Below are 24,552 nucleotides of genomic sequence, written 5' to 3' on the forward strand. Positions count from 1 at the left end.
AGGGCGACGAGGCGCGCGATGCAACCCCGTCAGGGGTCGAGGTCGAGGCGCAGGCGCAGGAAGCCCTCGGGCGTGGGGCCGACGGGGGTGAGGGGCAGCGTGGCCTCGGGTGCCGCAGCGGGGGCGGTGTCGAAGACGGCGGTGGCGCCGGGAATGCGGGCGAAGCGGAAGAAGGGGCGCGGGTCGGGCGCGACCCGGCGGCGGCGGCGCAGCCAGGCGGCGATCACCTCGCGGATGTCGGCCGCGGGCAGTGGCAGCGAAGGACGGCCCGCGGCGAGGTCGGCATGGGGGCCGGAGCCGGCCAGGCGGTAGGTCGTCGTCGCGAGCACGAATCGCTCCTCGGGCGGGACCGGACGGCCGTGGCGCGTCACGCCACGGATCCGGGGGGCGCCGGGGGCGAGGTCCACCAGCCAGTCGAGGCCGTCGATCAGGTCGAGGTTATAGGCGGGAACCGAGGCGGCGATCAGCGGCGCGTCGCGGTCGCCGGGCGCGACCGGGTAAAAGATCGCCGCGCCGCAGTCGAGCCATGGCGCGAGGTCCCGGCCCGTCACTTCGACCGCGGCGAGGCGGTTCGAGAAGGCGTAGAGTTCCGCGAGGTCCGCCCGGCGCAGGCGGCCGGGCGGCAGGTCGGTGTAATTCGCCGGGCCGCCGAGGCCGCCCGCGCGCGCAGGCGCCACGGCGACGAGGATCGGGAGGCCCTCCCATGCGCTGCCCGCGAGCGCCCGGCGCAGGTGCCAACGCTGCGCTGCCGCAACGAGTCGCAGGCCCGGATCGATGCCGAGGAGGGAGAGGTGGCTCGCGAGCGGCCCCTCGGTCCGGCCCAACCGCGGCCGCCCGCGCGCCGCGGCTCCGCGCAGATGGGGCGCGACGATGCGGCGCAGGCGCGCGGGGTCCTTGGCGCCGGTGGCACGCCGCGCCTCGGCCCGCGCCGCGGCCAGCCGCCAGCCCCCCGGCCCCCGTTCGAGCGCGAGGTCGATCACCGCCAGATGCGAGCCACCGAAGCCCGCGCTTGCCACCGGCGCCGGCGTGCCGGGGTGCCAGTCGCGTGGGACCGGGGGCGCGGCGACGTGGGTGTGCCCGGCAATGACCGCGTCGATGCCAGGCAGCGCGGCCAGGGCTCGCGCGGCGTTCTCGGCTCCGGGCCGGTGCGGTCCCTCCACCTCGCCGCCATGCGAGAGCGCGACCACGATCTCGGCCCCGGCCGCGCGCAGGCGGGGCAGTTCGCGCCGGGCGGCCTCGATCACGTCCTCGGTTTCGAGACCTGGCCACATCGCGGTCTCCCAGGCGGCAGTCTGCGGCGGCAGGAAGCCGATCACGCCGATGGCGAGCGGATGCCGCCCGCCGCCGGCATCCACCACCTCGCGCCGCAGAACCGCCCAGGGTTGCGGTCCCGGCAGGCCCGGTGCGCGCAGGTTCGCCGCCACCACCGGCCAGCCTGCCCAGGCAAGGGCCGAGCGGAGCAGCGCCGGGCCGAAGCCGAAGTCGTGATTGCCGAGCGTCGCCGCATCGCAGCCGAGGGCGGCGAGGCAGGCCATGGCCGGATGCGGCGCCGCGCCGCGCCGCCCATCCTCGCGGATCGCGGCGGCCAGATGCTCGCCGAGGCTATTGCCCTGCAGCAGATCGCCGTTGTCGAAGTAAAGCGCATTCGCCACCTCGGCCCGCGCCTGCGCGATGACCGGGGACAGCGCCTCCAGCCCGCGTGGGACGCGTCCCTCAGGCGCCAGCAGTTCCATGTGCAGGTCGGTTGTGGCCATCAGCCGCAGCGCGACCCGGACGGGGGCCGCCGCGCCTGTGTCGTCCTCCGCCCGTGCGCTGCCTGCCACCCCGCCTCCGGCTGAACTTGCGGTTGCAGCCTAGCCTCGGCGGTTTTCCGCCACAACCGGGGGCGAACACGAAATCTTTGGGCAACGATTCGGTTGCGCCCATGATGCTGCCGCGCGAAAGCAACGCCGCCAGCCCAGCCGGGCGATGACATGCGCCGAGCGGAGGTCTGAGATGCGGTTTTCCAGCAGCCGGGATGTCGAACTGCCGGCCGAGGATCTGTTCGACGCCGTCGCCGACATCGACCGGCTTGAGCAGGTAATCGCCTCGCGCAAGGCCCGCGTCACCCGCCTTGGACCGGAGGACGGCGGGCCGATGGCCTGGGAGGTGGAGTTCGACTGGCGCGGCCGCACCCGCAACCTCAGCGCCCGCGTCACCCGCTTCGACCGCCCGCATCTGCTGGGGATGGAAGGCGCGGTCGAGACGCTCGACTTCCGCCTGACGGCCGAGGTGGTGGCGCTGACGCGCGAGCGTTCGCGCGTGACGATCGAGGCCGAGATCACGCCGCGCAGCATGAAGGCGCGGCTGCTGCTGCAGACGGCGAAGCTGACGAAATCGACCCTCGACCGCCGCTTCGACGAGCGCGTGGCGGGTTACGTGGACCGCGTCGCCGGGGCCTGAGCGCCGCGCTGCGCGTCGCGCAGCGGATCGGCCGGGTAGACGCCGAGAATCGCGAGATGGCTGGTGAAATATTCCAGCTCCTCGAGCGCGCGGGCGACGGCCGGGTCGTCAGGGTGGCCTTCGATATCGGCGTAGAACTGGGTCGCGGTGAAGACGCCGTCGACCATGTAGCTTTCCAGCTTGGTCATGTTGACGCCGTTCGTCGCGAAGCCGCCCATCGCCTTGTAGAGCGCCGCCGGGATGTTGCGGACGCGGAAGACGAAGGTGGTCATCATCCGCGTGCCGCCTGCCGCATTGGCGCGGCGGGTCATGTCCGGCGCGCGGCCCATGACGAGGAAGCGCGTGGTGTTGTTGCGGTTGTCCTCGATCTCGGCGGCGAGCTCGTCGAGGCCGTAGATCTCGCCCGCGAGCGGGCTCGCAAGCGCCGCGAGGGCCGGGTCGCGCGCCTCGGCGACGTGCCGGGCCGAGCCTGCGGTGTCGGCGCCGGTGACGGTGCGGATGCCGTGGCGGCGCAGGAAGCCGCGGCACTGGCCCAGCAGGACCGTGTGGCTCATCGCCTGGCGCACGTCCTCGAGCCGCGCGCCGGGGGTGCCGAGGAGGCTGATATGGACCCGCACGAAGGTCTCGTCGAGGATGTGCAAGCCGCTCTCTGGCAGCAGGTGGTGGATGTCGGCCACGCGGCCATAGGTCGAGTTCTCGATCGGCAGCATGGCGAGGTCCACTGCGCCTGAGCGGCAGGCCTCGATCGTGTCCTCGAAGGTGTCGCAGGGCAGGACCTCGTGGCCGGGCCGCGCCTGGCGGCAGGCCTGGTGGCTGTAGGCGCCCGGCTCGCCCTGGAAGGCGATGCGTCCCTGGGTCATCTGCGCTCCCTCCTTCGGGCGGCCGCGAAGGCGGCAATCGGTCGCGCCGCCGGGGCGCGCTGCGGCGATCCAACTACAGCTTGAACCGGCCGAGCGAAAGCATGTAGAGAAACACGCGATAATTCAGCCTCACAGCCACGCCGGGGACCGTCCGCATGTTCAATACCATGACCATCACCAAGACCGCCGGCGCGCTGATCGGCGCGCTGCTGACGCTCTTGCTGGTGAACTGGGCCGCCTCGTCGCTCTATCACGTGGGCGCCCCCGCCCATGCCGCCGCCGAGGGCGAGGACGTGATCGCGCAGGCCTACGCCATCGACACCGGCGCGGATGACGCCGGGGCCGATGCGCCGGGCGAGGAGGCGGAGCCGGTCGACATGGTCGCCCTCGTGGCCGCGGCCGATCCGGCGGCCGGCGAGCGGACCTGGGGCAAGTGCCGCGCCTGCCACAAGCTCGACGGCACCGACGGCACCGGGCCGCATCTGGATGGCGTCGTCGGCCGCGCGGTCGCCAGCGTCGCGGGCTTCGCCTATTCGGACGCGATGGTCGAGCATGCGGCCGAGGCCCCGGTCTGGGACGAGAACGCGCTGGCCGCCTTCCTCGACGACCCGCGCGGCGTCGTGCCGGGCACCAAGATGGCCTTCGCCGGCCTCGGCTCGCCCGAGGAGACGGCGGCGGTCATCGCCTATCTGCAGACGACCGGCGGTTGAGCGCCGGTGCGTGCGGAGCACGCACCCTACGGCGGATCGGCAGGGTGCGTTCTTTGGACGCACCTTTTCGTTTTTCCCGCCAACTGCCCCTCCGGCCCCGCTCACGCGTTCGCGCCTTGATCGTGGCGGGCCTTGCGGCCTAGCCTGACCGGCAGCACCGATACCGGGGGTTCCATGACCGTCTTCCGCGCCGCCGCGCCGTTCCTCCTGACGCTTCTTCTCGGCGCGCAGGCATCGGCGCAGACCGCACCGGCCGACAGCCCGGCCGAGGCCACCATCACCGCCCACGGCATCTCGGTCTTCGACGACCTCGCGCTGCCGCCCGACTTCCCGCATCTGGCCTATGTCAACCCCGACGCCCCGAAGGGCGGCGAGATCAGCGAATGGACCGCCGGCGGGTTCGACAGCTACAACCCCTATACCATCAAGGGCCGGGCCGCGGCGCTCTCGACCATGATGCTGGAGAGCCTGCTGACCGGCACCGCGGACGAGGTCGGCGCGGCCTATTGCCTGCTCTGCGAGAGCCTCGAATACCCCGAAAGCCGCGACTGGGTGATCTTCACGCTCAGGCCCGAGGCGCGGTTCTCGGACGGCACGCCCGTCACCGCGCAGGACGTGCTGTTCTCCTACGAGCAGTTGCGCGACAAGGGGTTGTCCTCGTTTCGAACGGTGATCGCGCAGCAGGTGGCCTCGGCCGACGCGCTGGACGAGCGGCGCATCCGCTTCACCTTCACCCCCGACTACCCGCGCCGCGACGTGATCCAGTCGGTCGGCGGGCTGCCGGTCTTCTCGCAGGCGGATTTCGAGGTGCAGGGGCGCGATCTCGGCGACAGCTCGAACACGCCCTACATCGGCTCCGGCCCATATGTCTTCGACCGCGCCGATATCGGCCGCACGGTCAGCTACCGCCGCAATCCCGACTACTGGGGCGCGACGCTGCCGATCAATGTCGGGCGGCACAACTTCGACCGCATCCGCATCGAGTATTTCGGCGACTACGAAACCGCCTTCGAGGCCTTCAAGGCCGGCGAATACACCTTCCGCAACGAGGCGAGCTCGATCATCTGGGCCACGCGCTACGACTTTCCGGCCTTCCAGAACGGCTGGGTGGTGCGCGAGGAACTGCGCAACGGCAACGTCGCCTCGGGCCAGTCCTGGGCCATCAACCTGCGCCGCCCGGATTTCCAGGACATCCGCGTGCGCGAGGCGATCGGGCTGATGTTCAACTTCGAATGGGCCAACAAGTCGCTGTTCTACGGCCTCTACGAGCGGGTCAATTCGATCTGGGAGAACAGCGAGCTTGCCGCGACGGGCACGCCCTCGCCCGAGGAGCGCGCGATCCTCGAGCCGCTGGCGGCCGACCTGCCGCCCGGCATCCTCGAGGCCGAGGCGGTGATGGCGCCCACCAGCGGCGAGCGGCAGCTTGACCGCGGCAACCTGCGCCGGGCGGCGGCGCTGCTGGACGAGGCGGGATGGATCACCGGCAATGACGGGCTGCGGCGCAAGGACGGGCGCACGCTGCGGGTGGAGTTCCTCAACGACAGCCAGACCTTTGATCGGGTGCTGAACCCCTATGTCGAGAACCTGCGCGCGCTCGGGGTGGACGCGGTCCATACCCGCGTGGACGACGCGCAATATACCGACCGCGAGCGGCGCCACGATTTCGACCTGATCTCGCACCAGTACGGGCAGGACCTGATCCCCGGCGCGGGGTTGCAGCAGTATTTCGGCTCGGCCTCGACCGACGACGTGTTCAATGCCGCGGGCTTGGCCAATCCGGCGATCGACCGGCTGGTCGATCTGACCGAGCGTGCGACCACGCGCGAGGAGATGACGGTGCGCACCCGCGCGCTGGACCGCGCGCTGCGTTCGCTGCGGTTCTGGGTGCCGCAGTGGTACAAGGCCGAGCACACGGTCGCCTACTGGGACATGTATGCCCACCCGGCGGAACTGCCGCCCTATGCCCTGGGCGAGCTTGATTTCTGGTGGTTCGACGCGGATAAGGCTGCGCAACTGGAACAGGCCGGGGCGCTGCGCCAGATCGCGCGCTAGAGACGGCCGGACGGGCGGGGGAATGGCAGCCTATATCCTGCGGCGCCTGCTGCTGATCGTGCCCACGCTGATCGGCATCATGCTGATCAACTTCACCCTGACCCAGTTCGTCCCCGGCGGGCCGATCGAGCAGATCGTGGCCCGCGTGCAGGGCGAGGGCGACGTCTTCCGCAACATCGCCGGGGGCGGCGACGCCGGCATGGGGGGCGGCGGCGGCATGGAGGAATACGCCGGCGCCCGCGGGTTGCCGCCCGAGTTCATCGAGGAGCTGGAGCGCGAGTTCGGCTTCGACAAGCCCCCGGTCGAGCGGTTCCTGTCGATGATGTGGGGCTACCTGCGCTTCGACTTCGGCGAGAGCTGGTTCCGCTCGATCTCGGTGGTGGATCTCGTGATCGAGAAGATGCCGGTCTCGATCTCGCTCGGCCTCTGGTCCACGCTGCTGGCCTATATCATCTCGATCCCGCTGGGCATCCGCAAGGCGGTGCGCGACGGCAGCGGCTTCGACACCTGGACCTCGAGCGTCATCATCGTGGGCTACGCGATCCCCGGCTTCCTCTTCGCCGTCATGCTGATGGTCCTCTTTGCCGGCGGCAGCTACTGGCAGATCTTCCCGCTGCGGGGCCTGACCTCGGACAACTGGGAGACGCTGTCGCTCTGGGGCAAGGTCACCGACTATCTGTGGCACATCACCCTGCCGGTGATCGCCTCGACCATCGCCAGCTTCGCGACGCTGACGCTGCTGACGAAGAACAGCTTTCTCGACGAGATCAACAAGCAGTATGTGATGACCGCCCGCGCCAAGGGGCTGACGCAGCGGCGGGTGCTGTACGGCCACGTCTTCCGCAACGCCATGCTGATCGTGATCGCGGGCTTTCCGGCGATGTTCCTCGGCGTGTTCTTCGGCGCCTCGATCCTGATCGAGACGATCTTCTCGCTCGACGGACTTGGGCGGCTGGGCTTCGAGGCGGCGGTGCAGCGCGACTATCCGGTGATCTTCGGCACGCTCTACGTGTTCGGCCTGATGGGCCTGCTGGTCGGCATCCTGTCCGACCTGACCTATGTGCTGGTGGACCCGCGCATCGACTTCGAGAAGCGCGCCGGATGAGGCTCAGCCCGCTCAACCAGCGCCGCTGGCGGAACTTCCGCCGCAACTCCCGCGCCTTCTGGTCGCTGCTGCTCTTCACGGTGATGTTCGTGCTCTCGATGTTCGCGGAGGTCATCGCCAACGACAAGCCGATCGTGGCAAGCTATCGGGGCGAGATGTTCTTCCCCGCCTACCGCTTCTACCCGGAGACGGCTTTCGGCGGCGACTTCGGCACCGAGGCGATCTACCGCGACGAGGCGGTGCAGTGCCTGATCGTCTCGGGCGGGCGCGAGGAGTGCTGGGACGACCCAGAAGGCGTGATGGCGGAGGCGCGCGCGACCGGCACCGTCGCGGGCGAGCCGATCGAGCGCGGCTGGATGATCTGGCCGGTGATCCCCTATCACTACCGCACCATCAACAACGTCGGCACCGCACCCTCGGCGCCGGATGCGAGTCACTGGCTCGGCACCGACGACACCGCGCGGGACGTGGCCGCGCGGGTGATCTACGGCTTCCGCACCTCGATCCTGTTCACGCTGATCGTGACGGTGGTGGCCTCGACCCTCGGCATCGCGGCGGGGGCGGTGCAGGGGTATTTCGGCGGGCGGACCGACCTGATCTTCCAGCGGATGCTGGAGATATGGGGCTCGACGCCCTCGCTCTACGTCATCATCATCCTCTTCGCGATCCTCGGCCGCAGCTTCTGGCTGCTGGTCTTCGTCACGATCCTGTTCGGCTGGCCCGCGCTCGTCGGCGTCGTGCGGGCCGAGTTCCTGCGCGCCCGGAACTTCGAATATGTCCGCGCAGCCCGCGCGCTCGGCGTGAACGATCGCACCATCATGTTCCGCCACATCCTTCCGAACGCCATGGTGGCAACGCTGACCATGCTGCCCTTCGTCGTCACCGGCACGATCAGCGGCCTCGCGGCGCTCGACTATCTCGGCTACGGTCTGCCCGCCTCGGCGCCCTCGCTTGGCGAGCTTGCGCTTCAGGCCAAGCAGAACCTGCAGGCCCCGTGGCTGGGCTTCACCGCCTTCTTCACCTTCGCCATCATGCTCTCGCTGCTGGTCTTCATCTTCGAGGGAATCCGCGACGCCTTCGACCCGCGGAAGACCTTCCGGTGAAGGACCCCCGCGACCCCCGCCCGCGGCTTGACGGCCCCTCCGACGCCGCCGACCCGGTTGTCGCCCGCGACCCGCGCGACCCCGCGCGAGACGAGGCGCTGACCGACCCGCGCCCGGACCCGACCGATGCGCCCGACGGCCTCGTCATGCCGCGCATCCCGGCCCCCGGCGAGGCTGCCGCGGTGCCAGCCGTGTCGCCGGCGCGAGTCCCGCCACTTGTCCGCGAGGAGCGCGCAGCCGCGCCCCTGCCGACGCCGCGGCCGGCCCCCGGCGAGGTGATCCTCGACATTCGCGACCTCCACATCGGCTTCCGCAGCGAGGGCCGCCTCTCGCCCGCGGTCCGCGGCGTCAGCTTCACCGTCAACCGCGGCGAGACCGTGGCCCTCGTGGGCGAAAGCGGCTCGGGCAAGTCCGTCACCGCCCTTTCGACCGTGCGCCTGCTGGGCGACGCGGCCGAGACCACCGGCTCGATCCGCTACGAGGGGCGGGAGCTGATCGGCGCGCCTGAACCCCTGCTGCGGAGCATCCGCGGCAACGACATCAGCTTCATCTTCCAGGAGCCGATGACCTCACTGAACCCGCTGCACACGATCGAGAGGCAGCTGGGCGAAAGCCTCGCGGTTCATCAGGGCGTGTCCGGCGCTGCGGCCCGCGCCCGCATCCTCGAACTGCTCAACAAGGTCGGCATCCGCGATCCCGAGACGCGGCTGCAGGACTACCCCCACCAGCTTTCCGGCGGCCAGCGGCAGCGGGTGATGATCGCCATGGCGCTCGCCAACGGGCCGGAACTGCTGATCGCGGACGAGCCGACCACGGCGCTCGACGTGACGATCCAGGCGCAGATCCTCGACCTGCTGGCGGACCTGAAGCGCGCCGAAGGGCTGTCGATGCTGTTCATCAGCCACGACCTCGGCATCGTCCGCCGCATCGCCGACCGGGTCTGCGTCATGCAGGGCGGCGAGATCGTCGAGCAGGGGCCGGTGGAGCGGATCTTCGCCAGCCCCCGCCATCCCTACACGCAAAAGCTGCTGGCGGCGGAGCCGAAGGGCACCGCCGGTCCGGTCCCAGAGGGCGCGGAGGAGATCGTGGCGACCCGCGACCTCAAGGTCTGGTTTCCCATCAGGCGCGGCCTGATGCGCCGCACCGTCGGCCACATCAAGGCGGTGAACGGCGCCACGATCAGCGTCCGCTCGGGCGAGACGCTGGGCATCGTCGGCGAGAGCGGGTCGGGCAAGACCACGCTCGCCCTCGGCATCATGCGCCTGATCGAGAGCGAGGGGCCGATCCTCTATCTCGGCCGGGACATCTCGGGCTGGCAGACGCGGCAGCTGCGCCGGTTGCGCCGCGACATGCAGATCGTGTTCCAGGATCCTTACGGCAGCCTCTCCCCGCGGATGACGGTCGAGCAGATCATCGCCGAGGGCCTCGGCGTGCACGGCGTCGAGCCGGGCAAGAACCGCCGGCAGATGGTGACGGAGATCATGGCGGAGGTGGGCCTCGACCCGGCGACGATGGACCGCTACCCGCACGAGTTCTCGGGCGGCCAGCGACAGCGCATCGCCATCGCGCGGGCGATGATCCTGCGGCCGAAGGTGGTGGTGCTGGACGAGCCGACGAGCGCGCTCGACATGACGGTGCAGGTGCAGATCGTGGACTTGCTGCGCGAGCTGCAGCGCCGCTACGGGCTGGCCTATCTGTTCATCAGCCACGACCTGCGGGTGATCCGGGCGATGGCGCACAAGATCATGGTCATGCGCGCCGGCGAGGTGGTGGAGCAGGGGGTCGCCTCGCAGGTCTTCGACAACCCGCAGAGCGACTACACCCGCGAGCTGATGGCGGCGGCGTTCCGCGACCATCATCGGTGAGGGGGAGCGGCACCCGGCGTGGCCGGTGCTTGGAAAACCACGCACCCTACGCGTCCCGTAGCGTGCGTGCTCCGCGCGCACCATGTCCCGGCGATCGCGACCGCGTGACTCCATGAAGATCCTCTTCGTCCACCAGAACTTCCCCGGCCAGTTCCCGCATCTCGCCCCGGCCCTCGCCGCCCGCGGCCACGAGGTGCTGGCGCTCACCGACGAACACAACCGCCGCCCGAGCCCGATCAAGACCGTCCGCTACAAGGCCCCGCCCGAGAAGATCGCCCTCTCGCATCCGCCGGGCGGAACCTATGCCGAGATGAGCGCCCGCGGCCTTCAGGCGGCCCGCGCCGCGCGGGTGCTGCGCGACCGGCACGGCTTCTCGCCCGACCTGATCCTAGGCCACTCCGGCTGGGGCGAGACGCTGTTTCTCAAGGAGGTGTGGCCGGAGGCGCGGCTGGCGATCTATGCGGAACTCCTCTACCGCACCCGCGGCCAGGACGTCGGCTTCGACCCCGAGTTCGGCAGCGGCAGCGAGGATTCGCGCCTCGGCACCGTCGCCCGCTCGGCGCATCTGGTCCAGGCGATGGTGCAGGCCGACGCGGCGCTCTCGCCGACGCGCTATCAGGCGGACAGCTTTCCGCCCGAACTGCGCGGCAAGATCACCGTGATCCATGACGGCATCGACAGCGACCGCATCCGGCCCGATCCCGCGGCCACGCTCGGGCTTCCGGGCATCCCGCACCTCACGGCGGGCGACGAGGTCCTGACCTATGTCGGCCGCTCGCTGGAACCCTATCGCGGGTTCCACATCCTGATGCGCGCGCTGCCCGGCGTCCTGGCCGCCCGGCCGAGGGCGCAAGTGGTGATCGTGGGCGGGGAAGGAACCAGCTATGGCGCCGCGCCGAAGGATGCCGAGAGTTGGAAGGCGAAGCTGCTGGCGGAGGTGGGCCAGCGAATCGACCCGAGCCGCGTCCACTTCACCGGCCGCGTCCCCTTCGATGCCTATGTCCGCCTGCTGCAGGTGAGCCGCGCGCATGCCTATCTCACCTATCCCTTCGTCCTCTCATGGTCGCTGACCGAGGCCATGGCGGCGGGCTGCCAGATCATCGCCTCCGACACCGAGCCGGTGCGCGAGGTGGTCGCGGACGGCGCCAACGGGCGCCTCGTCCCCTTCTTCGACATCCCCGCCTGGGAACGCGCGCTGATCCGCGCGCTCGACCCCGACCCCGAGGCCCCACGCCTCGGCGCCGCGGCCCGCCGGACGATCCTCGACCGCTACGACCTGAAGCGCCTCTGCCTGCCGCGCCAGATCGACTGGATCGAGGCCCTCGCCCCTTCTTCTGTCTGAAAATATCCCGCGGGGGTCCGGGGGCGCCAAGCCCCCGGCTTCACTTCACCCCCGCTGCGGCAGCGGGGCTTGCAGGGGCCCCGCGGCTGCGCTCAAGGTATCGGCAAGCAACAGGGCCGCGCCCGACGCCGCCCCTTCCGAAAGGCCAGTCCCATGCCCGTGAAAAACCGTTTCGCCGAACTGCTGCCCGAGATCACCGCCTGGCGGCGCGAGTTCCACGAGAACCCAGAGCTGCTCTACGAGGTCCACCGCACGGCCGGCCGCGTGGCGGAGCTGCTGCGCGGGTTCGGCGTGGACGAGGTGGTCGAGGGGATCGGCCGCACCGGGGTCGTCGGCGTCATCGAGGGCCGGACCGACACGAATGGCCGGGTGATCGGGCTGCGCGCCGACATGGACGCGCTGCCGATCAGGGAGGCGACCGGGCTCGACTACGCCTCGAAGACGCCGGGCGTCATGCATGCCTGCGGGCATGACGGGCACACGGCGATGCTGCTCGGCGCGGCGAAATACCTGGCCGAGACGCGCAACTTCGACGGCAAGGTCGTAGTGATCTTCCAGCCGGCCGAGGAGGGCGGCGCCGGCGGGCGGGCGATGGTCGAGGACGGCCTCGTGGACCGCTGGGGCATCCAGGAGTTCTACGGCATGCACAACATGCCGGGCTTCCCGGTCGGCAGCTTCGCGATCCGCGAAGGGGCAATGATGGCCGGGATGGACGAGATCAACATCACCGTGCGCGGCCGCGGCGGCCATGCCGCGAAGCCGCACGAGACCATCGACCCGCTGGTCTGCGCGGCGCAGATCATCGTCGCGATGCAGACGGTCGTGTCGCGCAACCTCGATCCGCTGAAGAGCGGCGTCGTGTCGATCTGCGTCTGCAAGACCGACAGCACGGCGCGCAACGTGATCTCGGACGCGGTGCGCCTCGAAGGGACGATCCGCAGCCTCGACGAGGAGAGCCGGCGGCTGATGCACGACGCCGTGCGCCGCGTGGCCGAAGGCACCGCCGCCGCCATGGGCTGCACGGTCGAGGTGGACCTGGTCGAGGGCTACCCGGTCACCGTGAACCATCCCAAGGAGACCCAGCACGCCATCGAGGCCGCGAAGGCGGTCGCGGGCGAGGTGGACACCGGGATGGAGCCGATGATGGGGGCCGAGGACTTCAGCTTCATGCTGCTCGAGCGTCCGGGCGCCTACATCTTCGTCGGCAACGGCGACACGGCGATGGTCCATCACCCGAAATACAACTTCGACGACAACGCGATCCCGGCCGGGGCGTCGTGGTTCGCCGAAATGGCCGAGCGGCGGATGCCAGCCGCCGCCTGAGGCGCAGCGCCAGGCCGGGGGGGGCCTACTCCGCCCCGGCCGGGGTCAGCACCGTCACCCCCTCGGCCGCGGCGCGGGCCAGCGCCGGGTCGAGCGACATGGCGATGTATTCGCCCCGCCGCCACAGCTCGCTCAGGTCGTCGTAATGGCGCGAGAGCGGGTGGCCGGACTGGCCGGTGGAGATCACGAAGACCGAGCTGTCGGGGTCGGCGAGGTCGATCACCGCACGGTAGCCCGCGGCGCGGACCACGGCCCAGGGCAGGGGGCCTGCGTGGATGCTGCGCCCCTCGGCCAGGGTGAAGTCGTCGCCCGACATCGACTGGCGCAGGTTGACGATCGGCCCGAGGCCCGCGGCCTGCCCGAGCGCCGGGTGCAGGTGCCGCGCCTCGTGCAGGTCGCCCCATCGCCAGCTTGCCACATCGGGGCCGAAGCGCGCGGTCAGCTCCAGGATCGCGGCGTCGAGGGACTGGCGGGCCATGGTGGCGCAGTCCTCGACCGGCGCGCTCTGGACCACGTCGCACCAGACCGCGGCGCCGCCGAGATTGCGGAACACGCGGTCGATGAAGGCGGGGCGCAACCCGTCGATCGCCTCGGCCACCGGGCCGAGTTCGTCGCGCACGAGGCGGCGCTGCAACTCTGCCATCCAGACGGCGTAGATCGCCGGCTCGGGCAGATGCTCGCTCATCTCGCCGTCCCAGGCGGCGAGGAGGGCGAGGGCGTCCTGCCGCTGCCGCTCGGGCGTGCCGCGGGGGGCGGGGTCGCCGGTGAACCAGAGGTCGGCGCCGACCAGGGGCAGCAGCGCGCGGGCGGCCGGGCTGACGGTGTCGAGCTGCGCGGCCATGAAGCTGTCGCGCGAGTGGATCTCGCGGCCGTCGAGCAGCCCCGCGAGGCGCGAGAGGCGCGGCCCCTCGGCCGGGCCGCCGCCGGGCCCTGCGGCGGCGATGGCGCCGCCCGCCGGGTCGCTTGCCTGCGGGGCGGTGGAGGGTGGCAGCAGGCCCTGCCAGCGGTTCTCGGGCATCCAGCCGGGCGTGGGCATCAGCCCCGCGGTCTGGTGGCCCGGCCCCCGCACCGGGCGGCCGCCAGCGAGGATTTGCGAGATGCCGTTGGCATCCGCGAGCGTGATCGTCACCGCCGGGGCCAGCACTTCGGCCGCCGCATGCACAGCCGCGCCCCGGTCGGGCGCGCGCATCAGGCCCGTGAGCGCGGTCATGGTGGTGTCGTCGCCGCTGAGCCCGGTCCAGCTCAGCGCCGCGACATGGCCCGCGGGCAGGATTTCGGCGAGGCCGAAATGCCCTGCGGGCAGCACCGGGCCGTTCACCGTCTCGCGCAGGACCGCGTGCTGGTCCTCGGCCCCGCGCACGCGGATCACCTCGGTGCGGGTCTGGAAGGCGGCCCAGCCCTCGGGCGTGAGGTAGCGGTCGGGATCGCCGGGCGCGACCTCCTCGACCAGCAGATCCTGGTCGTCCACCTGCGCCGGCGCGATGGCCCAGGCGAGTGCCGGGCTGCGGCCGGAGATGACGGCGGGGATGCCGGGGATGGTGGCGCCGATGACGCCGCCCGAGGCGAGTTCCAGCCGCGCGAGGTAGAACAGCGAGGGCACCGTCAGCGCTACGTCGAGGCTGCCCGCGATCAGCGGCGCGCCCGCGGCGGTGCGCGCGGGCGCGGCGGCGAAGGCGGTGCCCGCGGCCGCCCCGCCGCCCGGCGAGACATAGCCCGCGAGCCGCGCGAACCAGCTCTCTCCCGGCGGCACGGGCATCGCGGTCGGGATCAGCTTCGCGTCGGGAAACAGGTCGGCATAGGCAGGCAGCGCCGGGTCGTTGCGGCGGGCGAGGATTTCCGGCCCCCGCCCGGGCGCGGCCAGCGACAGGCGGGCGCGCAGCACTTCCTCGGAGAGGGCGCGGGTGGAGCCCGCGGCGATCAGCTTCAGGATCGCCAGCGAATCCTCGGGCTGCCACCAGGCGATCTCGTCGGGATAGAGGAAGAACTCCGGCGCCCCGCGCCCCCGCGCTTCGCGGTTGACGATCTGGATCCATTGGTTGACGCCCTCGGCATAGGCGCTGAGCGCCGCGCGGGTGTAGCCGTCCTGCGCCGGAAGCGAGGCCGTGGCGTTCCGCATCAGCCCCAGCCGCCGGGCGAGGTCGTCGGAGGCATAGGCGCGGGCGCCGTAAAGCTCCGACAGCCGCCCCTGCGCCGCGCGCCGCAGCACGACCATCTGGAACAGCCGGTCCTGGGCATGGGCGAGGCCGAGGGCGAGGAACACATCCGCATCGCTCTCGCCAAAGATATGCGGCACGTTGTCGGTCGAGCGCACAATCTCGACCGGCGCTTGCAGGCCCGCGACGGTCCAGTTGCCCGCGTAGTCGGGCAGCGAGCGGACGGCGAAATACCAGGCGAGCGCGATCGCCGCGACCGCCACCACGATCAGGCCCACGGTCAGCCGCAGGAGCCAGCGGAAGAGCGTGAGCATCGGGGCGGGAAGTCCTTCGGGCGTCGGCCGGGCGGCGCGGTTGACCGGCGCCCGGCGGGGTGGGATGTCTGGCCCGGTTGTTAGGAGAAACGCCGCGGCAAGGCAACGCGCGGCGCGGGAGGGGCGGAATGGCGAAACTGGCGTTTCTCGGGCTCGGGGTGATGGGCGGGCCGATGGCCGGGCACCTCGCCGCCAAGGGGCACGAGGTCACGGTCTACAACCGCACCCGTGCGAAGGCCGGGGCCTGGGTCGCCCGGCACGGCGGCCGCGCCGCCGCGACGCCGCGGGAGGCGGCCGAGGGGCAGGACGCGGTCCTCGCCTGCGTCGGCAACGACGACGACCTGCGCTCCGTGTGCCTCGGGCCGGACGGCGCCTTTGCGGGGATGGGGCAGGGAACGCTCTTCATCGACCACACCACCGTCTCGGCCGCCGTCACGCGCGAGCTGGCGGAAGCCGCGCGGGCCGCGGGGATCGGCTTCGTGGACGCGCCGGTCTCGGGCGGGCAGGCGGGGGCCGAGAACGGCCAGCTCTCGATCATGTGCGGTGGGGCGGAGGCGGACTACGCCCGCGCCGAGCCGATCATGGCGGCCTATGCCCGCATCTGCCGCCTGATGGGGCCGTCGGGCGCCGGGCAGCTGACCAAGATGTGCAACCAGATCGCCATTGCCGGGCTGGTGCAGGGCCTCAGCGAAAGCCTCGCCTTCGCCGAGAAGGCGGGCCTCCCGATCGAGCCGGTGGTCGAGGTCATCAGCCAGGGCGCGGCCGGAAGCTGGCAGATGGTCAACCGCCACAAGACCATGGCGACGGGCGAGTTCGATCACGGCTTCGCGGTGGACTGGATGAGGAAGGACCTCGCCATCTGCCTCGCCGCCGCCGACGAGACCGGAGCGAGCTTGCCGGTGACGGCGCTGGTCGATCAGTTCTACAAGGAGGTGCAAGGCATGGGCGGCGGCCGCTGGGACACCTCGAGCCTGATCGCCCGCCTGCGCCGCTGAGGAGGAAGCCATGCAGGCGATCATCCACAAGGGCGAGCTCCACAAGTTCGACGAGCGCGGCTTCGAGCAGCTCTTCGCCAGCAACGGCTGGACCAACGCCTGGGTGAACGGCGTCTTCGAGTATGACCACTACCACACCAACACCCACGAGGTGCTGGGTTGCTATGCTGGCCACGCCCGCATCCGCTTCGGCGGGCCGCAGGGCGAGGTGGTCGAGCTGGAGGCTGGCGACGTTGTGGTGATCCCGGCGGGGCTGGCGCATTGCCGTCTCGACGCCTCGCCCGAATTCGGCGTCGTCGGCGCCTACCCGGACGGGGCCGAGCCGGACCTCAAGCGCGGCCCCGGCGAGGCGCTGGACCTGCCGCGCCCTGAGGCGGACCCGGCTCTCGGGCCGGGGCGCGGCTTCGCGGGCTGATGTTCGACGCCCTCATCGCCGATTTCCTGCGGCCAACGCAGCTGCCGATGGGCACGGTGGTCAGCCGCCTGCTGCTGGCGCTGCTCCTCGGCGGGCTGATCGGCTGGGAGCGCGAGGTCTCGGCCCGCGCGGCCGGCCTCAGGACGCATATGCTGATCTCGGTCGCGGCGGCGCTCTTCGCGGTCACGGCGATGGAGCTGGCGACCTTCCATGCGCCGCCCGAGACCCGGGTCCAGGCCGACCCGCTGCGCCTGATCGAGGCCGTGACCTCGGGCGTGGCCTTCCTCGCCGCGGGCTCCATCGTGATCGCGGGCGGCCATGTGCGGGGGATCACCACCGGCGCGTCGATGTGGATGGTGGGCGCGGTCGGCCTCTGCTGCGGGATCGGTGACGTGAAGATCGCGCTGCTGGGCACGTTTCTGGCCCTGTCGGTGCTCTGGGCCGTGCGGCTGATGGTGGAGCGGGTTGCCGGTGACGCGAAGGAGCGGGCTGCCGAGGAGGAGTGAGGGGGTGAGGTGTGGGCGGAGCACGCACCTTACCTCGGCCGTAGGGTGCGTGGTTTCCACGCACCGCGCCGTCACTCCGCCGCGGGGGTGGTCCCCTCTGGCACCGGATCGACGGCGGCGCCGGTCTGTGCCTCGGGCACCGCCGCCGGCGGGGTCTCGCGCGCGTCCTGCATCACTGGCGCGTCGGGACTGTCCGCGAGCAGCCACCAGGCCACGAGCAGGATGATCGCGATGATGCCGAGGCCCACGAGCAGGATGGTCGTGTTGCGCGAGGCGGTTCGGCGGGCGGGTTCGGTCGGCATGGCGCGCTCCGCGGAGGGGGACGCTCCGCCAACCCGCAGGCGCGGGGTTTCGTTCCGGTCCGCGGGGCCTTGCCCTCCGGCCGCCGAGGGGCGAAGAACATGACCCCATGACCCCTGCCTTCCTTGCCGTTGAACACTCGGTCACAGGCCGCCGCTGGGTCGGCCCCGACGCCGAGACCGACCGCCGTGCCGAGGGCCTGTCGCAGGCCGCGAGCCTGCCGCTGCCGGTCGCCCGCGTGCTGGCCGAGCGCGGCATCACCCCCGAGGCCGCGCCTGCCTTCCTCGAGCCGAAGCTGCGCGACCTGCTGCCCGACCCGCGCCGCCTGCGCGACATGGAGGTGGCCGCTGCCCGGTTGCTGGCCGCCGTGCGGGACGCCGAGCGGATCGCGGTTTTTGCCGACTACGATGTGGACGGCGGCGCCTCGGCGGCGCTGATCCTCGACTGGCTGCGGCAGATGGGGCGGCGCGCGACCCTCTACATCCCCGACCGCATCGACGAGGGCTATGGCCCGAACCCTCCGGCCATGGCCGACCTCGCCAGCCGACACGACCTGATCGTCTGCGTCGATTGCGGCACCATGTCCCACGAGGCGATTGCCGCGGCCGAGGGCTGCGACGTGATCGTCCTCGACCACCACCTCGGCGCCGAGACGCTGCCGCCCGCCCTCGCGGTGGTGAACCCCAACCGCGCCGACGAGTCGGGCGAGCTGGGCCATCTCTGCGCCGCCGGGGTGGTGTTCCTCACGCTGGTCGAGGCCAACCGGCAGGCGCGCGCCGCCGGGATCGCGCCGCTGCCCGAACTGATCCCGATGCTCGATCTCGTGGCGCTCGCGACGGTCGCGGACGTGGCGCCGCTGATCGGCGTCAACCGCGCCTTCGTCCGTCAGGGCCTCGCCATCATGGCCCGGCGCGAGCGCGCGGGCCTTGCGGCGCTCGCCGACATCGCGCGGCTCGACAGCGCGCCGGGCGCCTTCCACCTCGGCTATCTCATCGGCCCGCGCATCAACGCCGGCGGCCGCGTCGGCCGCGCCGATCTCGGCGCCCGCTGCCTCTCGACCACCTGCCCTGACGAGGCCGGCCGCCTCGCCGCCGAGCTCGAACGCCTCAACCACGAGCGCCGCGCCATCGAGGCGGCCGTGCGCGAGGCGGCGATGGCGCAGGCCGAGGCGCGCGGCGACCTCACGCCCGGCCTCGCCTGGGCCGCGGGCGAGGACTGGCACCCCGGCGTCGTTGGCATCGTCGCCGCGCGGCTGAAGGAGGCGACCGGCCGGCCCTCGGTCGTGATCGGGATCGAGCGCGGGATCGGCAAGGGCAGCGCCCGCTCGGTCCCCGGCGTGGACCTCGGCCGCGCGATCCATCGCCTCGCGACAGAGGGCTGGCTCATCAAGGGCGGCGGGCACGCCATGGCGGCCGGCCTGACGGTCGAGGCCGACCGGATCGAGGGCGCGATGACGCGGCTGTCCGAGCTGCTGGCCCGCGACCTCGCCGCCGCGCCCGGCCGGAGCGAGCTGCGCATCTCGGGCCTGCTCGCGCCCGAGGGGGCGAGCGTCGAGATGCACGACATGCTCGACCGCGCCGGCCCCTTCGGGCAGGCGGCGCCGGCCCCCCGCTTCGCCTTCGCCGACACTCTGATCGAGCGCGTCAGCGGCATCGGCGACGGCCGCCACCTGCGCCTCGGCCTGCGCGCCGTCGGCGGCCCGCCGCTGGAAGCCGTGGCGTGGGGCGCGATGGACGGCCCCCTCGGCCCCGCGCTCATGGCCGCGCGCGGCCAGAAGATGCACCTCGCCGGGAAGCTCGAAGCCTCCGTCTGGAACGGCCGCCGCCGCCTGCGCCTGCGCCTGGACGACGCCGCGTCCGCCTGACTGGAGCCGCTTGCAGCGGTTCTTTTCCCCTTGCACCCCCCCGCGCTCTCGCCTAGAACCCGCCCCACACCGCGGGTCAGCAACCGCGCGGTCGCCGGCTGGCCCGTTCGTCTATCGGTTAGGACGCCAGGTTTTCAACCTGGAAAGAGGGGTTCGACTCCCCTACGGGCTGCCAGCCACACTAAAATAGCCCCAATATTCAATCACTTGACGAGCAGTTTACAGGTATCCGGCGGCGGTTTACTTCGTTCCGTTCTGTTCTTGTCCCGTCACCAGCCGCTTCAACGACGCCTGCCGGGTGTAACGCTCGGCCTCGGCCAAGCTCTTGTGACCGCCCCATGCCATGATCGCGTGAGCCGTCGCGCCAGCCTCGGCCGCCATCGTCAGCCGGGCCTTTCGCAGCCCGTGCGCCGACTTCTCGATCCCCGCCTCGCGCGCCGCGTCCGCGATCAGGTTGCCCAGCCCCTTGACGCTGCGGGTCCGCTCGAGAGCGGCGAGGAAGCTAAGGCCGTCGCCGCGCAGGCAGCGCAGCATCCCTTGCCGTTCCGCCTCCCAGCCGACAGCCCAGGCGGGAAGGGGGGCCGTCCACGGAACATAAGCCGTGCCGCCGGTCTTTGACTGCCGCACGGTCAGGATGCCGTCCCTCCCGACGTTCAACGGGCCGATGGTCACGGCGTCCACCGTCCTCAGCGCCGTCCAGAACACCACCTCGAACGCCAGCCGGGCAACCGATCCCACAGGATGCCTCGCGCGGAAGCGCTCGACCTCGGCCGCCGTCCAAGGGACGTGGCCCTCCGACTTCACCGCGCGCCGCCTGACCGCCCGCGCGGGCTCGGATCGCAGCTGCCCCGCCCGCTTGGCGTGGTCGCAGAGCCGCCGCCATGCCTTGAGCCGGTCATTTGCCGCGTGAGCCGCCAGTGGCGCCATGTTCGCCTCGATATGCTCGGCGCGCACCCCGGACATGGGCTTGTCGCCGTCACGCTCCATGATGGCGTCAAGATGCCGCCCCAGCGTGGTCCTGTAGACGGCGGACAGGACCCGCCATTCCTGCCCCGCCTTGAGCGTCCGCACGGCCTCGGCCACGCTGCCGGGCTTCGCGGGCGCGGGCTTGCCGGTCTTGGCCTCGGCCGCAGCCCACGCCGCGATGAAGTCGGGATGCGTCTCGGGCAGGCCATCGGGCAGCTTGGTCCGCGTCGGCCGGTGCCAGCGATAGACCTTGCCGCCCTTCGTGACGCGGTGGACTCTTGGCAGCATCACCGGGCGATCCGATATTCCTGATCCCACTGGCTCGCCCCGTCCTGATCCACCTCGCCATCATAGGCAAGATCGCTGGCAAAGGCTTCGAGGTCCAGACGGTCGTAGAGCTTGCGTCCACCCAGCACGCGCCGGGGGAGGCCCAGCGGCATGCCGGTTCCACGAGGCGACGACCACGGCCGGGCTGGATGCGCTGGGCTGGTATCACGAGCGGCGCGACGACGCCCGCGGGGTCGGGCTTGGACCTGAGCATGACTGGTCATCGCACGGGGCTGACGCTGCGGGGCTGGTGGCCGTTGCCCACTCTCACCACGGGCCGGAATCGAAGGTGCCGCAGTTCACGCGGCGGAAGGGGCTTGCATGACCGAAGACAGCCCGATCCGCGCCGTCGCCAAGATGGTCCGCGAGGCCGAGCGCCACGCCGAGGACATGGCCGCCGACCGGGTGCGCGCGGTCCAATACTACCGCGGCGAGATGCGCGACCTGCCGGCTGAAGCCGGGCGGTCCAGCATGGTCAGCCGCGACGTGCGGGCGCACATCAAGAAGGTGCTGCCGTCTGTCATGCGAACCATCCTCGGCGGCGCGTCGGTGGTGGAATACCTGCGAAGCAGCAGGGCGACGAGGGCGTGGCGGAGCAGGCCACGGACTACGTCAACCAGGTGCTGATCGAGGAAGCCGACCTGCGGCGGACCATCGAGGCTGCCGTCCACGACGCGCTGACGGGCGAGCGGACGGAGGTTCGGCGCAGCGATCTGGTGGCGATGGGCTACGACCGCAAGCTGGTGTTCGACCTGCCCATCTCGACCGAAGACGACAGTGAGGCCGAGGAACGCCGAGACTTCGATGCCGGCCGCACCGAGGCGCAGAAGGCCAACGAGCCGCTGGACTACTACGACCTGTTCATCCGCCTCGACACGGACGGCGACGGCATCAGCGAGCTTCGGCACATGGTCTTTGCCGGCGGGCTGTCCGAGAAGAACCTGCTGGTGGACGAGGAGGCCGAGGAGGTCCAGTTCTGCGACGTGGCGGTGATGCGCCAGCCGCACCAGTGGGAGGGCATCAGCCTCGCCGACGACCTGGCCGACATTCAGCGCGGCAAGACCGTGCTGCTGCGGCAGACGCTGGACAATATCTATTGGCAGAACAACCCGCAGCCCATCGTCCAACGCGGCGTGGTCGAGAACCTCGACGCGGTGATGGCGCCGGAGTTCGGGCAGCCGATCTATATCCGCGAGGGCATCCCGGCCGGTGACGCCTACACCGTCCAGCGGGTGCCATTCGTGGCGGCGCAATCCTTCGCCATGCTCGATTATCTCGACGCCGAGGCCAGCGACCGAACGGGCGTATCCGACGCCTCGGCCGGGCTGGCGCCGGACGTGCTGCAGGGCATGACCGCAACCGCCTCGGCCATGATCGAGCAGGCGGGCATCGGCGAGACGGAAATGATGGTTCGCACCATCGCGGACGGGCTGCGGCCTTTGTTCCGCGGCATCCTCAAGCTGATCGTGAAGCACCAGGACGTGCCGCGCACGGTCAGGCTGCGCGGAGAGTGGGTGCAGTTCGACCCGCGGACGTGGAACAGCGACATGGACTGCGAGGTCAACACCGGCCTCGGCGCCGGGACGCGCGAGCGCGACCTGATGGTGATGCAGCAGGTGCTGGCGTTGCAGGAGAAGCTGCTGGGCGCGTTCGGGCCGTCCGGCAACCCGTTTGTGAAGGCGCCCCACCTCTACGCATCCCTGTCGAAGCTGGTGGAGAGCGCGGGCCTGCGGACGCCCTCGACCTATTTCCACGAGCCGACGCCGGAGGAAATCCAGGCAATCGAGAAGGCGCAGCAGTCGCAGCCGAGCGAGGCGGACATCAAGGCGCAGGAAGTGCAGGCCAAGCTCCAGGCGCACATGGCCGAGCAGGAGATGATCCAGACGACGGCGGCGATGCGCGAGCAGGCGCAGCTCCAAGCTGACCTGACCGTCAAGCGGGCCGAGATCGAGGCCGAGGCCGCGCGCCAGCAAAACGAACTGGCGAGCAAGGCGGCGCTGAAAGAGCAGGAGATCGCCTGGGAGCGCGAGAAGTTCTCGACTGAGGTGGCGCTGCGGCAGGCTGAAATGCAGGCCCGGCGCGAGGACGCGCGGATGCAGGCGCAGGCGCGGGCGATCCGGCCCTATCTGGTGCCCGATGACGCCGCTTAGGTTGCGCCACATCCGGGGCAGCGGTCGTCGTTTTCGCTGATCTTCCCCCCGCAAAAAGAGCATCGGGGCACATGAGTAACCGCCGGGACGCGTGACTGCCCATTCGGCAGTGCGGCCGCATAATGCATCGGCGTCGGCGGCATTGTCGGCGCGGCTTTGCCCATTAGGGCCTCCGAGTTGTGAGGATAGGCAATCCTACCATGACGCCGCTTGAACGCAAATCCCTGGCCGAGCAACTGACCGGCAACTCGCTCCTGTCCGCCCTGCTGACCGAGATCGAGGCCGGAGCCGTGGAGCGGCTGATTTACGCCGACACGGAAACCAAGCGGATCGAGGCGCAGGCGGCCGTTCGTGCGGCCCGCGCCTTCCGCCACGAGATACGGGCCACGCTGGCCTCGGCCGTGAGCCGCGGCGCGCCTGTCTGAGATACGGGACCGCCACAAGGCGACAACCCGTGGTGAAGGCCCTCGCATCCCGCGGGGGCTTTTTTAATGGCCGAGAGGCAATCGAGCATGGACGAAGATCTCAACACCCCGCCCGAGCGCGGGACTGAGACCACGCAACCCGCGACCGACAACGCGGTCAACTTCGATTATTGGGAGCCCGGCGACGACGAAAAGCCGGAAACGCCCGAGGTCGAAGATCAGGCCGCGACCGAAGAGGGGGAAGGCGAGGCAGAAGGACAACCGGAGGAAGCCGCGGCCGAAGATGCCGAGGCGGAACCGGAACCCGAGGTCGAGCCGAAGCGCGCTGACGCGACAGCCAAGGTCACGCTTGCAGACGGGACGGAAACGACCGTGGGCGAGCTGGCGAAGGGCTATCTGCGCCAGAGCGATTACAGCCGCAAGACGCAGGAGCTTTCCGATCACCGGAAGCGCGTCGAAGCGGACGCATCCCGCTTGGCCGAGAAGGGCGGGTCGGCGACGACGAAGTCGAAGGTCTGCAGGGTGTGGGCGTCGGCCAGGAAATGCGGCTCGGCGATGACGGCGCCCTGGGCGATCTCGGCCGTTGCCCGGTTGTGCATGATCGTGTTCATGCGGGCGAGGCCTCGGGCGGCGATGTCCATCTCCTGCCCGAAGATCGAGATCGGCACGCGGGCGGTTTCGGCGGCTTTGAGCAAGAGCGAACCCGAGCCGCAGGCCGGGTCATAGACCGTCTGGCGGGGACTGGTGGCCCAGTCCACGCCCGCCACGGCGGCAACCACCCGGGAGACCTCGGCCGGGGTGTAGAACTGGCCCTTGCTCTTGCCTGCCTCGGTCGCGAAGTTGCGCATCAGATATTGTTAGCGTCCGCGCAGGTGGTGTAATTTCGCTGGCTCTGCCGGTGTAACCCGAGGTGGCCATCGAGGTGTATGGTCGAGGTGGAGTTTCGACGCTTCAACCACGGACCACAGGAGACCCCGATGACCAAGACCAGCATGGACCTGTCCGAGCTTCTGGCAAAGCACGATCAGGGCGACTTCTTGCGTGCGATTGCCGAGGCTGTTCTTCAGCTGCTCATGGAGGCTGATGTTGAAGGCCTGATCGGTGCCGGGCGCCATGAGCGCAGCGGCGAGCGCACGACCTGGCGCACCGGCTACCGCGAGCGGGCTCTCGACACCCGTCCGGGCACGCTGAACCTGCGGGTGCCGAAGCTTCGGCAGGGCAGCTACTTCCCCGGCTTCCTCGAGGCCCGGAAGACCTCGGAGCAGGCGCTCGTGGCGGTGATCCAGGAGGCCTGGATCGGCGGCGTCTCCACCCGGCGGGTCGATGACCTGGTTC

The 24,552-nt window shown here is 70.9% G+C and carries 24 protein-coding genes and 1 tRNA gene; 17 read left to right on the forward strand and 8 right to left on the reverse strand.

Annotation, left to right across the window (positions count from 1 at the left end):
• Positions 1-29: 29 nt before the first annotated feature.
• The gene (locus GI374_RS06755) at positions 30-1,823 is read right to left on the reverse strand and encodes a metallophosphoesterase (protein WP_154336244.1); all 1,794 of its coding nucleotides are present in this window, start codon (positions 1,821-1,823) and stop codon (positions 30-32) included.
• Between the two features lie 172 nt (positions 1,824-1,995).
• Between GI374_RS06755 and GI374_RS06760 the strand changes: the two genes are divergently transcribed.
• Complete coding sequence (locus GI374_RS06760; protein ID WP_195759859.1) at positions 1,996-2,442, forward strand: SRPBCC family protein; 447 nt, start codon at positions 1,996-1,998, stop codon at positions 2,440-2,442.
• On the opposite strand, the gene GI374_RS06765 is transcribed toward GI374_RS06760, so the two are convergent.
• Positions 2,415-3,302, reverse strand: a complete 888-nt coding sequence (locus tag GI374_RS06765) for a prephenate dehydratase (RefSeq protein WP_154336246.1) — start codon at positions 3,300-3,302, stop codon at positions 2,415-2,417. The genes GI374_RS06760 and GI374_RS06765 overlap by 28 nt on opposite strands.
• A gap of 155 nt (positions 3,303-3,457) precedes the next feature.
• Here GI374_RS06765 and GI374_RS06770 point away from each other — a divergent pair, with 155 nt between their 5' ends.
• The 7 genes from GI374_RS06770 (at position 3,458) to GI374_RS06800 (ending at position 12,802) form a co-directional block, all read left to right on the forward strand.
• Positions 3,458-4,012 (forward strand): cytochrome c family protein, encoded by a 555-nt coding sequence (locus GI374_RS06770; protein WP_154336247.1) that lies wholly within the window; start codon positions 3,458-3,460, stop codon positions 4,010-4,012.
• A gap of 174 nt (positions 4,013-4,186) precedes the next feature.
• Positions 4,187-6,064, forward strand: a complete 1,878-nt coding sequence (locus GI374_RS06775; RefSeq protein ID WP_154336248.1) for an extracellular solute-binding protein — start codon at positions 4,187-4,189, stop codon at positions 6,062-6,064.
• A 22-nt stretch (positions 6,065-6,086) separates the two neighbouring features.
• The gene (locus GI374_RS06780; protein ID WP_154336249.1) at positions 6,087-7,169 is read left to right on the forward strand and encodes a microcin C ABC transporter permease YejB; all 1,083 of its coding nucleotides are present in this window, start codon (positions 6,087-6,089) and stop codon (positions 7,167-7,169) included.
• Positions 7,166-8,272 carry an ABC transporter permease gene (locus GI374_RS06785; protein WP_154336250.1) on the forward strand — a complete coding sequence of 369 codons (1,107 nt, stop codon included), beginning with the start codon at positions 7,166-7,168 and terminating at the stop codon, positions 8,270-8,272. Before GI374_RS06780 ends, GI374_RS06785 begins: the two co-directional genes overlap by 4 nt.
• Positions 8,269-10,137 (forward strand): dipeptide ABC transporter ATP-binding protein, encoded by a 1,869-nt coding sequence (locus GI374_RS06790; protein WP_370515188.1) that lies wholly within the window; start codon positions 8,269-8,271, stop codon positions 10,135-10,137. Before GI374_RS06785 ends, GI374_RS06790 begins: the two co-directional genes overlap by 4 nt.
• 112 nt (positions 10,138-10,249) lie before the next feature.
• Positions 10,250-11,479, forward strand: a complete 1,230-nt coding sequence (locus GI374_RS06795; RefSeq protein ID WP_154336251.1) for a glycosyltransferase — start codon at positions 10,250-10,252, stop codon at positions 11,477-11,479.
• 153 nt (positions 11,480-11,632) lie between these two features.
• Complete coding sequence (locus GI374_RS06800) at positions 11,633-12,802, forward strand: M20 aminoacylase family protein (RefSeq protein WP_154336252.1); 1,170 nt, start codon at positions 11,633-11,635, stop codon at positions 12,800-12,802.
• A 25-nt stretch (positions 12,803-12,827) separates the two neighbouring features.
• On the opposite strand, the gene GI374_RS06805 is transcribed toward GI374_RS06800, so the two are convergent.
• Positions 12,828-15,269 (reverse strand): penicillin acylase family protein, encoded by a 2,442-nt coding sequence (locus tag GI374_RS06805; RefSeq protein WP_154336253.1) that lies wholly within the window; start codon positions 15,267-15,269, stop codon positions 12,828-12,830.
• Positions 15,270-15,397: 128 nt separating this feature from the next.
• Here GI374_RS06805 and GI374_RS06810 point away from each other — a divergent pair, with 128 nt between their 5' ends.
• Genes GI374_RS06810 through GI374_RS06820 form a run of 3 tightly spaced genes read left to right on the forward strand, consistent with a single transcriptional unit; the run spans position 15,398 to position 17,185 of the window.
• A complete protein-coding gene (locus GI374_RS06810; RefSeq protein WP_154336254.1) occupies positions 15,398-16,264 on the forward strand; it encodes an NAD(P)-dependent oxidoreductase in 867 nt (288 codons plus the stop codon).
• A 10-nt stretch (positions 16,265-16,274) separates the two neighbouring features.
• Positions 16,275-16,679 (forward strand): cupin domain-containing protein, encoded by a 405-nt coding sequence (locus GI374_RS06815; protein ID WP_154336255.1) that lies wholly within the window; start codon positions 16,275-16,277, stop codon positions 16,677-16,679.
• Entirely contained in the window at positions 16,679-17,185 is a 507-nt protein-coding gene (locus GI374_RS06820; RefSeq protein ID WP_154336256.1) for an MgtC/SapB family protein, read from the forward strand. Before GI374_RS06815 ends, GI374_RS06820 begins: the two co-directional genes overlap by 1 nt.
• A gap of 71 nt (positions 17,186-17,256) precedes the next feature.
• Here GI374_RS06820 and GI374_RS06825 read toward each other — a convergent pair whose 3' ends face one another.
• Complete coding sequence (locus GI374_RS06825) at positions 17,257-17,487, reverse strand: hypothetical protein (protein WP_154336257.1); 231 nt, start codon at positions 17,485-17,487, stop codon at positions 17,257-17,259.
• A gap of 107 nt (positions 17,488-17,594) precedes the next feature.
• Between GI374_RS06825 and recJ the strand changes: the two genes are divergently transcribed.
• Together recJ and GI374_RS06835 are read left to right on the forward strand one after the other, a co-directional pair.
• The gene (gene recJ, locus GI374_RS06830; RefSeq protein WP_154336258.1) at positions 17,595-19,349 is read left to right on the forward strand and encodes a single-stranded-DNA-specific exonuclease RecJ; all 1,755 of its coding nucleotides are present in this window, start codon (positions 17,595-17,597) and stop codon (positions 19,347-19,349) included.
• Positions 19,350-19,449: 100 nt separating this feature from the next.
• Positions 19,450-19,524 (forward strand) — tRNA-Glu (locus tag GI374_RS06835).
• A 65-nt stretch (positions 19,525-19,589) separates the two neighbouring features.
• On the opposite strand, the gene GI374_RS06840 is transcribed toward GI374_RS06835, so the two are convergent.
• A complete protein-coding gene (locus tag GI374_RS06840) occupies positions 19,590-20,603 on the reverse strand; it encodes a tyrosine-type recombinase/integrase (protein ID WP_154336259.1) in 1,014 nt (337 codons plus the stop codon).
• Positions 20,603-20,755, reverse strand: coding sequence for a hypothetical protein (locus GI374_RS18850; protein ID WP_195759860.1), 153 nt, complete (start codon positions 20,753-20,755; stop codon positions 20,603-20,605). Before GI374_RS18850 ends, GI374_RS06840 begins: the two co-directional genes overlap by 1 nt.
• Before the next feature lie 208 nt (positions 20,756-20,963).
• Here GI374_RS18850 and GI374_RS19090 point away from each other — a divergent pair, with 208 nt between their 5' ends.
• From GI374_RS19090 to GI374_RS06850, 3 genes are all read left to right on the forward strand, one after another.
• Complete coding sequence (locus GI374_RS19090; protein WP_229582799.1) at positions 20,964-21,269, forward strand: hypothetical protein; 306 nt, start codon at positions 20,964-20,966, stop codon at positions 21,267-21,269.
• Positions 21,230-22,792 carry a hypothetical protein gene (locus GI374_RS06845; protein ID WP_229582805.1) on the forward strand — a complete coding sequence of 521 codons (1,563 nt, stop codon included), beginning with the start codon at positions 21,230-21,232 and terminating at the stop codon, positions 22,790-22,792. The genes GI374_RS19090 and GI374_RS06845 overlap by 40 nt, the downstream gene beginning before the upstream one ends.
• Before the next feature lie 200 nt (positions 22,793-22,992).
• Complete coding sequence (locus tag GI374_RS06850) at positions 22,993-23,217, forward strand: hypothetical protein (protein ID WP_154336260.1); 225 nt, start codon at positions 22,993-22,995, stop codon at positions 23,215-23,217.
• A 63-nt stretch (positions 23,218-23,280) separates the two neighbouring features.
• On the opposite strand, the gene GI374_RS06855 is transcribed toward GI374_RS06850, so the two are convergent.
• A complete protein-coding gene (locus GI374_RS06855; protein WP_154336261.1) occupies positions 23,281-23,661 on the reverse strand; it encodes a hypothetical protein in 381 nt (126 codons plus the stop codon).
• Complete coding sequence (locus GI374_RS06860) at positions 23,658-24,065, reverse strand: class I SAM-dependent DNA methyltransferase (protein WP_154336262.1); 408 nt, start codon at positions 24,063-24,065, stop codon at positions 23,658-23,660. Before GI374_RS06860 ends, GI374_RS06855 begins: the two co-directional genes overlap by 4 nt.
• 129 nt (positions 24,066-24,194) lie before the next feature.
• On the opposite strand from GI374_RS06860, the gene GI374_RS06865 reads away from it, so the two are divergent.
• Positions 24,195-24,552 (forward strand): transposase (locus tag GI374_RS06865; RefSeq protein WP_195759861.1); only part of this gene is annotated, 358 nt, incomplete at its 3' end.

It is taken from the genome of Paracoccus sp. S-4012, from assembly GCF_009674885.1.
Taxonomy (GTDB): Bacteria; Pseudomonadota; Alphaproteobacteria; order Rhodobacterales; family Rhodobacteraceae; genus Paracoccus.